A 14,092-nucleotide genomic window follows, 5' to 3' on the forward strand; every position below is an offset into this window, starting at 1 on the left:
CCGACCTCCTCCGCAGGGAACCCTGTGCGCCTGCACCGCCTCTGGTCCGGCCTCATCACCGCGACCAGCCACAGCGGGCCCGCGGCTTCCGCACTTCCCGCGAGGGCGCTCAGCCCATGAGCCGGTTTGCCTGGCGGATCGCCTCGGCGAGTTGGCGGATCGCCTTGTTCTCGGTGGTGAACGCCAACTTGTCGGCGCGTTCGGCCAGTTCGGTGAGGGTAGGGGCGGCGGGGAGAGGGCTCCAACGGCTGTCGGTGTAGCTGTAAGTATCGCTCTCGCCGTAGGTTTCGCTGCCGCCGGAACGTAGGGCGTTCGCGAAGTAGGCGGCGGTGGCCGTCACTTGGAGACCGTCGTCCGCGTCCCAAAGGGGCTGGTCGAGCGAGTCGGCCTCCAACTGGCCCGACTCCTCGTGCGGAGCGCGGGTCTTCGGGTCGAGCCAGCGGACGCTCGCCGTGGCGAGGTGGCCGGAGGCGCCCGGCTTGGTGCGTACGGCGTAGAGGGCCGTGACCGTGTGGCCGGGGCCGATCTCGCCGCCGTCCACGCGGTCGTTGCGGAAGTCCTCGTCGGCGACCCGGCGGTTGTCGTAGCCGATGAGCCGGAACTGGTCCACCGTCTCCGGGTCGAAGGCGACCTGTGCCTTGGCGTCGCGGGCCGTGAGGTCGATGTTCCGCGGGAGCTGCTCGCTGAAGACCTTCCGGGCGTCCTCGGCGTTCGACACGTACGTGGTGTGGCCGTCGCCCTTGTCGGCGAGGCGCTCCATCAGGGCGTCGCCGTAGTCGCTGCCCACGCCGACCCCGAAGAGCGTGATGCCGTGCTCGCGGCGGGCGTCCGCGATGCGGTCCAGGATGGCGTCGGCGTCGGTCTCGCCGGTGTTGGCGAGGGCGTCGGAGAGCAGTACGACCCGGTTGGTGGCGCCCTCGCGCAGGCCCTCCACTGCCGTGCGGTAGCCAGTGGCGACGCCCGCGCCGAGGTTGGTCGAGGCGGTGGGCTCGAGGGTGTCGATCGCCTCGTGGACGCGGCCGCGGTGGTCGCCGAGGCGGGTCATCGGCAGGACGGTCTCGGCCTCGTCGCTGAAGGTGACGATCGCTACCGAGTCGTCGTCGCGCAGCCGGTCCGTCATCACGCCGAGGGATTCCTTGGCCAGGTCCAGACGGCCCGGTTCGGCCATCGAGCCGGAGACGTCGATGACGAAGGTGAGGGCGGCGGGCGGGCGTTCGCCCTCCTCGTACGGCGTGGCGGCGCGGGTGGCGAGGCCGACCCTCACCAGTCGCCAGTCCTCGCCGCTATCACCGTCCGTGCGGGCGCCGTCCACCGTCACCCTGAAGCCGTTGCCGTCCGGACGTTCGTAGTGCTGGGGGAAGCTGTTGATGAACTCCTCGGGGCGGATCGTCGACGGGTCGGGCCTGCGGCCGTCGGCGAGGGCGCGGCGCGCGTACCCGTACGAGGCGGTGTCGACGTCCAGGGCGAAGGTGGACAGGTAGTCGGCGGGAGGTGGGGCGGTGTCGCGGAGCTCGCCCTTCTGGTCGCCCTGGGCGGTGCCGTCCTCGGGAGCCGCCGGGCCCGTCGGCTGTCCGGGAGCGGGGGCGGGCGCCGGGAAGCCGTCGCTGTCCTGGGCCTTCTCGCCGCCCCTGTACGAACTGTCCTCTCCGCTGCCTCCGCCGCACGCGGTGAGGAGGAGGCCTGCGGCGACGGTCGCGGCGAGCAGGGTGCCTCGTCCGCGGTGCCGCCGTCCTTGCCTGCCGTGATGCCGTTCGTTGCGCCTCATGTGTGCCCCCTAGGTGACCTCTGTGAGCCGACGTCTGTGACTGTGACGTGGGAGGAGGCCGAAAGGAGCGGTCCAAGGCGTTGCGGAAGAGTCTCGATGCGGCCACGGTGGGCGGCTGTTGAGACCGGGGGGTGATCCTCCGGAGACCTGGCGGTATCCGGAGGACCCTCGGGGCAGGACTACGACACCGCGTCCCTCACGACACCACGTCCTTCCGGGCGAACCCGCGGAACGCCAGGGCGAACAGCACCAGGGCGTACGTTATGGAGATCGCCGCGCCCTGGATCATGCCGCCCCACTCCGGTCGCGGCTGTACGGCGTCGGCCCACGCGAACTGCCAGTGCGCGGGGAGGAAGTCGCGCCAGTCGCCGAGGGCGGTGACCGCGTCCAGTACGTTCCCCACGATCGTCAGGCCCACCGCGCCGCCCACCGCGCCCAGCGGGGCGTCGGTCTTCGTCGACAGCCAGAACGCGAGCCCCGCGGTGACCAGTTGGGACACGAAGATGTACGCGATCACGGCCACCAGGCGCCCGGCCGCCGTGCCCGAGGAGAGGGTGCCGCCGGTGGGGATCTCCAGCGGGCCCCAGCCGTACGCCGCCGTGCCCACCGCCAGCGCGACGACCGGCAGCAGCACCATCGCGGCGAGGCTCAGGCCGAGGGCGACGACGAGCTTGGACCACAGCAGGCGTGCCCTGGGCACGGGTGCGGCGAGGAGGTAGCGCAGGGAGGACCAGCTCGCCTCCGAGGCGATGGTGTCTCCGCAGAACAGGGCCACGGGGATGACCAGCAGGAAGCCCGCGGAGACGAAGAGGTTCGTCGCGGCGAAGTTCGCGCCCGACGCGGTGGCCGTGTCCATGAGGGTGACCCGGCCGTTGTCCGGGCCCGGCGTGCCGCCGATCGCGAAGGCCACGACCAGCACGAGGGGCAGGGCGGCGAGGATCGCTCCCATCACCAGCGTGCGGCGCCGCTTCAGCTGCCGCATCAGCTCGACGCGCAGCGGCAGCGTCCGCCCGGCCCGGTAGCCGTCCGCCACCTCGGCACGCTCTACAAGGGTGCTCACTCGGAGCCTCCGATCAGGGTCAGGAACGCGTCCTCGAGACGGCGGTGGGGGCCGAGTGCGGCAACCGGGACTTCCAGCCGGACGAGCTCGACGAGCAGCCGGGCGGCGGCCGTGGAGCTGTCGGAGCCATCTGCGCCCTCGCCTCCGGCGGCGAGGCTGCCGGCGATTCCAGGGCCGACGCCAGGGGCGGTGGACTCGGCTTCGCCGACGCCCGAGGCCGCTCCTGCGGCTGCGGCCACGGCCGCGGCCGGCTCGCTGCCCGGCGTCCGCCCGCTCGGCGCGACCAGCCGCACCAGCAGCCCGTCGTCCGTCCGTACCGCCGACTCCACGCCCGGCAGGGCCGCCACCTTCTCCACCAGCGGCTCCGCGATGTCTCCGGCGAGGCCGACGAGGAGGGTGTCGCCCGAGCCGATGATCTCGCTCACCTGGCCGGCCTGGACGAGGCGGCCCCGGTCCATGACCACCAGGTGCGTGCAGGTCTGCTCGACCTCGGCGAGGAGGTGACTGGACACGATGACCGTGCGGCCGGCCGCGGCGTAACGGATCATGACCTCGCGCATCTCGCGGATCTGGGGCGGGTCGAGGCCGTTCGTCGGTTCGTCGAGGATCAGGAGGTCCGGGAGGCCGAGCATGGCCTGGGCGATGGCGAGGCGTTGGCGCATGCCCTGGGAGTAGGTGCGGACGGCGCGGGCCAGCGCGTCACCGAGGCCCGCGATCTCCAGTGCCTCGTCCAGGTGGGCGTCCTCGGACGGGCGCCCGGTGGCCTGCCAGTACAGCTCCAGGTTGTCGCGGCCCGAGAGGTGCGGGAGGAAGCCCGCGCCCTCGACGAAGGCCCCGACGCGGGAGAGGACCGGCGAGCCCGGGCGGATGGCGTGCCCGAAGACCCGGATCTCGCCGTCGTCGGGCTTGATGAGGCCCATGAGCATGCGCAGGGTCGTCGTCTTGCCCGCGCCGTTCGGACCGAGCAGGCCGAGCACCTGGCCCTTCTCCACGCGGAAGGACAGGTCCCGTACCGCGTACTGGTCCGCCGACTTCGCGTACCGCTTGCTCAAGTCCGTGATCTGGAGCGGGACTTCGGCGAGTCCGGGGTCGGGGGCGGGAGCCACGGTCGTGCGGCGCCGGCCCGTCAGCAGCAGCGCCAGCGCGATCACCGCTCCGGCGAGCGGCAGCCACCACACCCAGGCGGGCAGCGGCGCGGCCGCGGTCTCCACGCCGGTCGCGGTCGGCACCGCGAGGTCGCCCTTGAGGGAGACCGTGTACGTCGCCGGGGCCGTCGGAGACGCGTAACCCAGGTCGGTCGAGGCGAGGACCAGGCGGAGCCGGTGCCCCTCCTGCACCTCGTGGTCGATGGCGGGCAGGGTGAGCCGCACGTCCTTGCCGACCTCGCCGCCGGTCTGCACCCGGATCGGCGCGACGAGCTGAGACGGCAGGACCTGCTGCTCGCCGCCGGGACCGACGTCGTACACCTTCCCGAAGAGCACGGCCTCGTCGCTCGTCGACTTCACGTGCACCGTGACCGTCGGCGACCCGGTGATCCGCAGGTCCTCGCGCAGCGCCTCGGACTCGAAGCGCGCGAACTGCCCGGGGAAGTCGAGTGAGATGCCGACTCCGAGGGACGACAGCTGGGAGAGGCCGCCGGCACCGCCGAGCCCGGGGAGGGCCGAGATGCCGGGCGGGCTGGCGCCCGCGGGGTTGGCGAACTCCTGCTCGCGCCCCCTCAACGCCACTTGGCGCTCTCCGTCGGCCAGTCCGGGATACGTGTCCCCGCTCGCGCCCCTCAACTGGGCGGCGCCGTCCGTCGAGTCGATGCCCCCGGTGCGCGTGACCCGGAACGCGGGTCCCGTGTCGGCGTTCTCGTCGTCCTTCAGATAGCGGTCGAACCATGAGTCCACGCGCGCGTGGACCCGGTCCGTCTCCATGTCGCCGCCGTCGTGACCGCCCGAGATCCAGTCGACGTCCACCGGCGCCCCGTTGGCCCGGATCGCCTTCGCCATCGCGTCGGCGTGGTCGAGCGGGAAGAGGGAGTCGGACTGGCCCTGCATGATGAGCGTGGGCACCTTGATGCGGTCGCCGACGGCGGAGGGGCTGCGCTCCTCCAGCAGGTCGACGGCCTTCGCGTCGGGCACACCGGACTCCGCGACCCGCTCGTACATCTCGCAGAGCTGGGTCTCGAACTTCTCGCAGCCGCCACCGGTGTTGATGAAGATCCCGGCCCACAGCTTCTTGAAGACGCCGTTCGGGAACAGCGCGTCCGCCAGGTTCCAGTACGTGATCGCCGGGGCGATCACGTCCACCCGCTGGTCGTAACCGGCCGCGAGCAGTGAAACGGCGCCCCCGTAGGAGGCGCCGGCGACGCCCAGGCGCGGGTCGCCGCTCTTGTCGAGCCGGACCTCCGGCCGCTTGGCGAGCCAGTCGATCAGCTTGGAGACGTCGGCGACCTCGCCCTTGGGGTCGTTCAGACCGATCTTCCCGTTGGACTCGCCGAAGCCGCGTGCCGACCACGTCAGCACCGCGTACCCGTCCCGCGCGAGGTCCTCCGCCTGGGACCGTACGTCGTCCTTGCTGCCGCCGAAGCCGTGCCCGAGCAGGACGGCGGGCCGGCGTCCCGAACCGGCGGTGAAGTACGAGGTGTCGATTCTCACCCCGGCGCCCGTACCGATGACTTGATCGGCGCGGCGTACCGCGGGCGCCTCGTCGGAGGCGGCGGCCGTCCACGTCCCGGCGCCGGCGAGCACCACGACGGCGGCCGCGGCGGCAATCCACCGTCGCGGCCCTCGCAGTACGGGCATTCGAAGATCCATGCCTCAACGGTACGGGCCGCCACCGACAACCGATGCAGCCACCGGTCGGAAGTGGTGGACATCCCAGAGGCGTACGGGCCCCCTCCGGCATACCGCGTCCGTGGTACGAACGCCCCATGGAGATTCGCCGCGCCACCACCGCCGACGAACTGGCCGCCGCCGAGTACCTCTTCGACCACCCCATACGCCCCGAATGGGCCCGGCGCTTCCTGGCCGCCCAGGGCCACCATCTCTTCCTCGCCTACGAATACGAAGGGGACGGCTCCGTCGAGAGCCCTGTCGGCTTCGTCAGCGGCGTCGAGACGGTCCACCCCGACAAGGGCACCGAGATGTTCCTGTACGAACTGGGGGTCGCCGAGCCCTACCGGCGGCGCGGCACCGGCCGCGCGCTCGTCCAGGCCCTGGCCGCGCTGGGCCGTGAACTCGGCTGTTACGGAATGTGGGTGCTGGTGGACACCGGAAACGACGTCGCCCTTGCCGCGTACCGCAGTGCGGGCGGCAAGGACGACGGGACGTGCGCGGTGGTGACGTGGGACTTCACGTAGTGAAGTCTGTGGTCGCGTCTCAGTGGTTGCGCGGGAAGCCCAGGTCCACGCCCGTCGGTGCCTCGGACGGGTCCGGCCAGCGGGTCGTGACGACCTTGCCGCGGGTGTAGAAGTGCGTGCCGTCGTTGCCGTAGATGTGGTGGTCTCCGAAGAGGGAGTCCTTCCAGCCGCCGAAGGAGTGGTAGCCCACCGGCACCGGGATCGGCACGTTCACGCCGACCATGCCCGCCTCGATCTCCAACTGGAAGCGGCGGGCGGCGCCGCCGTCCCGGGTGAAGATCGCGGTGCCGTTGCCGAAGGGCGACCCGTTGATCAGCGCCACGCCCTCGTCGTACGTGTCGACGCGCAGCACGCACAGCACCGGGCCGAAGATCTCGTCCTTGTACGCGTCCGAGTCGGTCGGCACCTTGTCGAGCAGCGAGAGCCCGATCCAGTGGCCGTCCTCGTAGCCCTCGACCGTGTAGCCGGTGCCGTCGAGGACGACCTCCGAGCCCTGCGCCGCCGCGCCCGTCACGTAGGACGCCACCTTGTCGCGGTGGGCGGCCGTGATGAGCGGGCCCATCTCGGACGTCGGGTCGTTGCCCGGACCGATCTTGATCTTCTCGGCGCGCTCGCGGATCTTCTCGACCAGCTCATCGCCGATGGCGCCCACCGCGACGACGGCCGAGATGGCCATGCAGCGCTCGCCCGCCGAGCCGTAGGCCGCGGACACGGCCGCGTCCGCCGCCGCGTCCAGGTCGGCGTCCGGCAGGACCAGCATGTGGTTCTTGGCGCCGCCGAGGGCCTGTACTCGCTTGCCGTTCGCGGAGGCCGTGGTGTGGATGTAGCGGGCGATCGGCGTGGAGCCCACGAAGGACACGGCCTTCACATCCGGGTGCGCGAGCAGCCGGTCGACGGCCACCTTGTCGCCGTGGACGACGTTCAGCACGCCGTCCGGCAGTCCGGCCTCCGCGAACAGCTCCGCGAGCCTGACGGACGCCGACGGGTCCTTCTCGCTCGGCTTCAGCACGAAGGTGTTGCCGCAGGCGATGGCCAGCGGGAACATCCACATCGGCACCATGGCAGGGAAGTTGAACGGCGTGATGCCCGCGACGACCCCGAGCGGCTGGCGGATCGAGGCCACGTCGACCCTCGACGCCACCTCGGTCGACAGCTCGCCCTTCAGCTGCACGGTGATCCCGCACGCCAGGTCGACGATCTCCAGGCCGCGCGCGACCTCGCCGAGCGCGTCCGAGTGGACCTTGCCGTGCTCGGCGGTGATCAGCTCGGCGATCTCGTCGCGGTGGGCGTCGAGGAGCGCGCGGAACTTGAAGAGGATCGTGGATCGCTTGGCCAGCGACGAGGTGCCCCAGGTCGCGTAGGCGTCCTTCGCGGCGGCGACGGCGGCGTCGACCTCCTCCACGGTCGCGAAGGGGACCTTCGTGGTGACGGCGCCGGTCGCCGGGTCGGTGACCGGACCGTACATACCCGACGCGCCCGCGGCGCCTTCGACGAGCTTGCCGCCGATCCAGTGGTTGACGATCTTCGTCATGCCTGAAACTCCCTCACAGATGGCGGCGTCGGGTGGCAACGCGCCGGTCGTACTCGTCGCGCGCCTTGACCGCCGACGGTCGGGTCGCGGTCTCGGCCACAGGAACATCCCACCAGGCCTGGGCCGGGGGCGCGCCCGACACTCTGTCTGCCGTTTCGGTCTCCACGTAGACACATGTGGGAGTGTCGGCCGCCCGCGCCTCGGCCAGCGCCGCCCGCAGATCGCGGACCGTCTTCGCGCGCAGGACCCGCATGCCCAGGCTGGCCGCGTTGGCGGCGAGGTCGACGGGCAGCGGCCGCCCCGTGTACGTACCGTCCTCGGACCGGTGGCGGTACGCGGTGCCGAACCGCTCGGCGCCCACCGTCTCGGAGAGGCCGCCGATGGACGCGTATCCGTGGTTCTGCAGGATCACGACCTTGATCGCGATCCCCTCCTGGACGGCGGTGACGATCTCGGTCGGCATCATCAGGTACGTGCCGTCGCCGACCAGCGCCCAGACGGGACGTTCGGGCGCGGCGAGCCGTACGCCGATCGCGGCCGGGATCTCGTAGCCCATGCAGGAGTAGCCGTACTCGACGTGGTACTGGTCCCGGGACCGGGTGCGCCAGAGTTTGTGCAGGTCGCCGGGGAGGGAACCGGCCGCGTTGATCAGGATGTCGTCGCCGGTGACCAGCTCGTCGAGCAGGCCGAGGACCTGGGGCTGGGTGGGCCGGATGTCCAGGTCCTCCGCCTCGTAGGCGGCGTCGACGCGGTACTCCCAGCGCTCCTTGTCGTCCGTGTACTCGGTGACGTACGCGGGTTCGGCGCGGTGGCCGTGCATCGAGAGGGCCTGGGTGAGCGCCTCGAGTCCCGTGCGGGCATCGGCGACCAGCGGCTGCCCGGAGAGCTTGTGGCCGTCGAAGGGCGCGATGTTGAGGTTCAGGAAGCGCACGCCCTGGGCGGCGAAGAGGGTGCCGGAGGCGGTGGTGAAGTCGGTGTAGCGGGTGCCGACGCCGATCACCAGGTCGGCCGTGCGGGCGAGTTCGCAGGCGGTCGCGGTGCCGGTGTGCCCGATGCCGCCGACGTCGGCCGGGTGGTCCCAGGCGAGGGAGCCCTTGCCGGCCTGCGTCGAGGCGACCGGGATGCGGGTGAGGTCGGCGAACTCCTTCAGCGCGCCCTCGGCCTCGCTGTGGTGGACTCCGCCGCCCGCGACGACCAGAGGGCGCCGGGCGTCCCGTACGGCCCTGACGGCGGCGGCCAGCTCCTCCGGGTCGGCGCCGGGACGGCGGACCACCCAGACGCGCTCGGCGAAGAACTCCTCCGGCCAGTCGTACGCCTCCGCCTGCACGTCCTGCGGCAGCGCGAGCGTGACGGCGCCGGTCTCGACCGGGTCGGTGAGCACGCGCATCGCCTGGAGGGCGGCCGGGATCAGGGCCTCGGGGCGGGTGACCCGGTCGAAGTACTTCGACACCGGGCGCAGACAGTCGTTGACCGACACGTCGCCCGCGTACGGGACTTCGAGCTGCTGGAGGACCGGGTCGGCGGGACGGGTCGCGAAGACGTCACCGGGCAGGAGGAGGACCGGGAGGTGGTTGATGGTCGCGAGGGCGGCGCCCGTGACCAGGTTCGTCGCGCCCGGTCCGATGGAGGTCGTGACGGCGTGCGCGGAGAGGCGGTCGGACTGGCGGGCGTAGCCGACCGCCGCGTGCACCATGGACTGCTCGTTGCGGCCCTGGTGGTACGGCATCTCGTCGCCGTACTCGACGAGCGCCTGCCCCAGCCCGGCGACGTTGCCGTGTCCGAAGATGCCCCAGGTGGCGCCGATCAGGCGGCGTCGTACGCCGTCGCGTTCCGTGTACTGGGCGGCGAGGAACCGCACCAGCGCCTGCGCGACCGTCAGCCTTGTCGTCGCCGTTGACGTCTTCGGCTCTGTCATCGATGGCCCTCTGTGCTTTCTGCGTGTTCCGGGGCTTTCTACGTGTCCCGGGTGGAAGCGGATCCGCCACTCTCATACGTCTCCGCGACCCGTTCGTCTCTGTGGCCCGCCCGGTCACTTGGTGGGAACCTCCGGCGCGGGGCCGTAGCGGGCGGGGAGTCGTCGCTCGCACTTCGCTCCTGCCAGGGCGAAGCGGTCTCCCGCGCCGGAGGCGATCTGTACCCGGGCGTCGCGGGGCGTGTACGCGAAGCCGGTGATTCCGGCTCCGCCGAATACGCTCTTCCCACCCAGGATTTCAGGAACTTTGCCCTCTTCGCCCTCACAGCACCGCTCCCGCCTTCAGAGCCTGCTCGACCTCGGGAGAAGTCGGCATCGCGGAGGAGCACTCCAGGCGGGACGCGACGATGGCGCCCGCGGCGTTGGCGTGGCGCATGGTGCGCTCCAGGTCCCAGCCGGCGAGGAGGCCGTGGCAGAGGGAGCCGCCGAAGGCGTCGCCGGCGCCGAGGCCGTTGAGGACCTTCACCGGGAGCGGGGGGACCTCCGCCGAGTCGCCGTTCCTGTGCACGGCCAGGACGCCCTTGGGGCCCTGCTTGACCACGGCGAGCTCCACGCCCGCGTCGAGGAGGGCGCGGGCGGCGGCGTACGGCTCCCGCTCCCCCGTCGCGACCTCCACCTCGTCGAGGTTGCCGACGGCGACCGTGGTGTGGCGGAGGGCCTCGGCGTAGAAGGACCGGGCGGCCGCAGGCTCCTGCCAGGCCGTGTCTTTCCAAAAAGCGGGACGCCAGTCCAGGTCGAAGATCGTCGTACCGGACTTGGCCCGGTGGGCCAGCGCCGCGAGCGTCGCCGTGCGGCTGGGCTCCTCGCTCAGGCCGGTGCCCGTGACCCAGAAGACACGAGCCTCGCGGATGGCGTCCAGGTCCAGTTCGTGCGCGTCGATCTCCAGGTCCGGGGCCTTCGGCTGCCGGTAGAAGTACAGCGGGAAGTCGTCCGGTGGGAACACCTCGCAGAACGTGACCGGCGTCGGCAGCCCGGCCACCGGCGTCACCCAGCGGTCGTCGACCCCGAAGTCCCGCAGCGCCTCGTGCAGATACGTCCCGAAGGGGTCGTCGCCGGTACGCGTCACCACGGCCGTACGCCGCCCGAGCCGAGCCGCCGCGACCGCCACGTTGGTCGCCGAGCCACCCAGGAACTTCCCGAAGGACGTCACCTGCGGGAGCGGGACCCCGGTCTGCAGCGGGTAGAGGTCCACGCCGATCCGCCCCATGGTGATGAGGTCGTACGCGCTGGACTCCGCGGACTCGGCCATCGACTTCCCTTCGTATCGGCTGCCCCCAGGTCTAGTCGCGTTTCCAGAGCCCTGTCAATTGGTTGTCCGGACATTCGGACCAGGCCTTGACACCCTTCCCGGGCGGCCCCGAAGCTGGCGCTCATGTCGTCGTTGTCACCTCAGTCATCGCCTCAGTCATCGGCTCCGTCCTCACTGTCGCGCATCCGGATCGGTTCGGCTCCCGACTCCTGGGGCGTGTGGTTCCCGGACGACCCTCAGCAGGTCCCCTGGCAGCGCTTCCTCGACGAGGTCGCCGAGTCCGGATACGAGTGGATCGAGCTGGGCCCGTACGGCTATCTGCCGAGCGATCCGGCCGTCCTCGCGGACGAGACCGCGCGCCGGAACCTGAAGGTCTCGGCGGGCACGGTCTTCACCGGCCTGCACCGCGGCCCGGACGTGTGGGACGCCACGTGGGCGCACGTCTCCGACATCGCCGCCCTCACGCAGGCGATGGGCGCCGAGCACCTCGTGGTCATCCCGTCGTTCTGGCGCGACGACAAGACGGGCGAGGTACTGGAGCCGGACACGCTCACCGCCGAGCAGTGGCGTCAGCTCACCACGCAGACCGAGCGGCTCGGGCGCGAGGTGCGCGAGCGCTACGGGCTGAAAATCGTCGTCCACCCGCACGCGGACACCCACATCGACAGCGAGGAGAACGTGACCCGTTTCCTCGACGGCACGGACTCGTCGTTGGTTTCGCTGTGCCTGGACACCGGTCACTACGCCTACTGCGGCGGTGACAACGTCAAGCTCATCGAGACGTACGGGGAGCGGATCGGATACCTCCACCTCAAGCAGGTGGACCCCGCGATCCTCGCCGAGGTCCGCGCGAACGAGATCCCCTTCGGCCCGGCGGTGGCCCGCGGTGTGATGTGCGAACCGCCGTCCGGCGTGCCGGCGTTGGAGCCCGTGCTCGCTGCCGCGCAGGGCCTGGGCGTGGAGTTGTTCGCCATCGTCGAGCAGGACATGTATCCGTGCGAGCCGGACAAGCCGCTGCCTATCGCGCGGCGGACGCGGTCCTTCTTGAGGTCTTGCGGGGCGTGAGCGCTCCGCTGGGTTGAGCCGTGTGGATGCGGGGTGTCTGGGGACGGTTGGTGTGTGCGGGTTGGTGGGGGCTGGGCGCGCAGTTCCCCGCGCCCCTAGAGGGGCGCCCCCGGCCGCCAAGGTTGTGCGCCCCCTCCGGTGAGTAATGCGTCACTCGTGTCACAAAGAACCTCTTTCTGTCACACATGTCGCGTGTACGCGGACACCGCGTCACACCCGGGCGACAGCCACTACCTCACCGTCACGCTGTGTCGTTCACCGGTACACAGGCTTGTGATCGCCAGCGCAGCGCCCGGCTCCCCCGACGGCCGCCCCTCGGCCGACGCCGTGGCGCGCGCGGGGAGGTGCTACGGATGACCGACCGAAGGCTCTGGTCCTACAAGGAGATCGCGGCGCACATCAAAGTGCAGCCGGACACCGTGCGGTCCTACCGCAAACACGGGCTGCTGCCCCCGCCCGACCACGTGGAGAGCGGCAAGCCCTACTGGTACGCCGACACCGTCCGCACCTGGGTCGCCTCCCGCCCCGGCAACAGGGGTCGCAGGCGCCGCAGGGACGGCTGAGCCCCGCGCACGGCACACCAGCGGGTCCTCACACGGCGGACGTGCGGGGACCCTCACACGGCGTCCATGCGGGACCCTCGCATCGGCAGATCACCGCCACGGCTCGATGACGGTCACTCCCGCCCCCGGTGCCGTCCCCATCGCCGCCAGCGCGGCGGGGGCCTCGTCCAGGGGGATGGTGGACGTCACCAGCAGGTCGGGCCGCAGCACCCCGGCCCGTACCGACTCCAGCATCGGCGGATACGCGTGGGCGGGCATGCCGTGACTGCCGAGGAGTTCGAGTTCGAGGCCGATGACGCGGGCCATCGGCAGCACGGGGTCCTGAGGGAGCAGACCGACCTGTACGTGCCGGCCCCGGCGGCGCAGGCCGTTCACCGAGGCCGCGCAGGTGACCGGGGAACCGAGGGCGTCGAGCGAGAGATGGGCTCCGCCGCCGGTCAACTCCCGAACAGCCTCCGCCGCGCCCCCGCCCGCCGACGCGTCCACGCACTCCGCCGCCCCGAACTTCCGCGCCAGGTCCAGCGCCCGCGGCGAGAGATCGACCGCGACGACCCGCGCCCCGGCAGCCGCCGCGATCATCACGGCGGACAGCCCGACGCCCCCGCACCCGTGCACGGCCACCCACTCCCCCGGCGCCACCCGCCCCTGAGCGACCACCGCGCGGAAGGCCGTGGCGAAACGGCATCCCAGCGAGGCCGCCGTCCCGAAGGACAGCTCGTCCGCCACGGCGACGAGGTTCACGTCGGCGTGATCCAGGGCGACGTACTCCGCGAAGGACCCCCAGTGCGTGAACCCGGGCTGGGTCTGCCGCTCACACACCTGCTGATCGCCCGCCGCACACGAGGCACAGCTTCCGCAGGCGCACACGAAGGGCACGGTGACACGATCTCCGGGCCGCCAGCCGGTCACCAGGCCGCCGACCGCCTCGACGGTCCCGGCGAGTTCGTGTCCGGGTACGTGCGGCAGCGTGATGTCCGGGTCGTGCCCCTGCCAACCGTGCCAGTCGCTGCGGCACAACCCGGTGGCCTCCACCCGCACCACCACGCCATGCGGCGCCGGCACCGGATCCGGCACGTCCCGCACCTCGGCAGGCTCCCCGTACCGCTCGAACACGACTGCCCGCATGCGCCTCGCCCCTCAGTCCGAAGATCGCCCTTCCGGACCGAACGCTAGCCGCGTGCCGTGACCTGACTCATCCGGACCCCTCTTGGAGAAGTACCCCGAGGGGGTATAGCGTGAGGTTCTGTGAGCCTCTCCTGGGCCACGCAAGCCCCACACGCCACCACAGAGGAGCAACGACATGACCGCCCAGATCGACACCCCGGGCACCCTCACCACCGTCTACCAGGTGAGTGGCATGAGCTGCGGGCACTGCGAAGGCTCGGTCTCCGGTGAGATCTCCGGGATCGCCGGTGTCACCTCGGTGAAGGCCGTCGCCTCCACCGGCCGGGTCACCGTGGTCTCCACCGCTCCGCTCGACGAGGAGGCCGTACGCGCCGCCGTGGACGAGGCCGGTTTCGAGCTCGCCGGCAAGGCCTGAG

General features: G+C 71.5%; 11 protein-coding genes and 1 pseudogene. 4 read left to right on the top strand and 8 right to left on the bottom strand.

Annotated features, from left to right (window positions below):
* Positions 1-109: 109 nt before the first annotated feature.
* The 3 genes from ACTWQR_RS15520 to ACTWQR_RS15530 form a co-directional block, all read right to left on the bottom strand.
* A complete protein-coding gene (locus ACTWQR_RS15520) occupies positions 110-1,765 on the bottom strand; it encodes a YfbK domain-containing protein (protein ID WP_443227629.1) in 1,656 nt (551 codons plus the stop codon).
* A gap of 196 nt (positions 1,766-1,961) precedes the next feature.
* Entirely contained in the window at positions 1,962-2,825 is an 864-nt protein-coding gene (locus ACTWQR_RS15525; RefSeq protein WP_443227630.1) for an ABC transporter permease, read from the bottom strand.
* On the bottom strand, positions 2,822-5,626 hold the full coding sequence (locus ACTWQR_RS15530; protein WP_443227631.1) for an alpha/beta fold hydrolase: 2,805 nt from the start codon (positions 5,624-5,626) through the stop codon (positions 2,822-2,824). Before ACTWQR_RS15530 ends, ACTWQR_RS15525 begins: the two co-directional genes overlap by 4 nt.
* A 116-nt stretch (positions 5,627-5,742) precedes the next feature.
* Here ACTWQR_RS15530 and ACTWQR_RS15535 point away from each other — a divergent pair, with 116 nt between their 5' ends.
* Positions 5,743-6,171 carry a GNAT family N-acetyltransferase gene (locus ACTWQR_RS15535; protein ID WP_443227632.1) on the top strand — a complete coding sequence of 143 codons (429 nt, stop codon included), beginning with the start codon at positions 5,743-5,745 and terminating at the stop codon, positions 6,169-6,171.
* A gap of 19 nt (positions 6,172-6,190) precedes the next feature.
* Here the strand turns inward: ACTWQR_RS15535 and mmsA are convergent, their stop codons facing one another.
* From mmsA to iolC, 4 genes and pseudogenes are all read right to left on the bottom strand, one after another.
* Entirely contained in the window at positions 6,191-7,702 is a 1,512-nt protein-coding gene (mmsA, locus tag ACTWQR_RS15540; RefSeq protein ID WP_443227633.1) for a CoA-acylating methylmalonate-semialdehyde dehydrogenase, read from the bottom strand.
* Positions 7,703-7,715: 13 nt separating this feature from the next.
* Positions 7,716-9,617 carry a 3D-(3,5/4)-trihydroxycyclohexane-1,2-dione acylhydrolase (decyclizing) gene (iolD, locus tag ACTWQR_RS15545; RefSeq protein WP_443227634.1) on the bottom strand — a complete coding sequence of 634 codons (1,902 nt, stop codon included), beginning with the start codon at positions 9,615-9,617 and terminating at the stop codon, positions 7,716-7,718.
* 117 nt (positions 9,618-9,734) lie between these two features.
* Positions 9,735-9,911: pseudogene (locus ACTWQR_RS15550) on the bottom strand (5-deoxy-glucuronate isomerase); the annotation flags it as partial.
* Between the two features lie 25 nt (positions 9,912-9,936).
* Entirely contained in the window at positions 9,937-10,923 is a 987-nt protein-coding gene (gene iolC / locus ACTWQR_RS15555; RefSeq protein WP_443227635.1) for a 5-dehydro-2-deoxygluconokinase, read from the bottom strand.
* Positions 10,924-11,046: 123 nt separating this feature from the next.
* Here iolC and ACTWQR_RS15560 point away from each other — a divergent pair, with 123 nt between their 5' ends.
* Entirely contained in the window at positions 11,047-11,988 is a 942-nt protein-coding gene (locus ACTWQR_RS15560) for a sugar phosphate isomerase/epimerase family protein (RefSeq protein ID WP_443227636.1), read from the top strand.
* A gap of 353 nt (positions 11,989-12,341) precedes the next feature.
* Entirely contained in the window at positions 12,342-12,551 is a 210-nt protein-coding gene (locus ACTWQR_RS15565; RefSeq protein WP_443227637.1) for a helix-turn-helix transcriptional regulator, read from the top strand.
* A gap of 90 nt (positions 12,552-12,641) precedes the next feature.
* Here ACTWQR_RS15565 and ACTWQR_RS15570 read toward each other — a convergent pair whose 3' ends face one another.
* Complete coding sequence (locus tag ACTWQR_RS15570) at positions 12,642-13,676, bottom strand: zinc-dependent alcohol dehydrogenase family protein (protein ID WP_443227638.1); 1,035 nt, start codon at positions 13,674-13,676, stop codon at positions 12,642-12,644.
* A 175-nt stretch (positions 13,677-13,851) separates the two neighbouring features.
* Here ACTWQR_RS15570 and ACTWQR_RS15575 point away from each other — a divergent pair, with 175 nt between their 5' ends.
* Positions 13,852-14,091: a heavy-metal-associated domain-containing protein gene (locus tag ACTWQR_RS15575; RefSeq protein ID WP_443227639.1), complete on the top strand. Its 240-nt coding sequence runs from the start codon at positions 13,852-13,854 to the stop codon at positions 14,089-14,091.
* Position 14,092 lies beyond the last annotated feature (1 nt).

This window comes from Streptomyces sp. 2A115, assembly GCF_052245575.1.
In the GTDB taxonomy this organism is placed as follows: domain Bacteria; phylum Actinomycetota; class Actinomycetes; order Streptomycetales; family Streptomycetaceae; genus Streptomyces.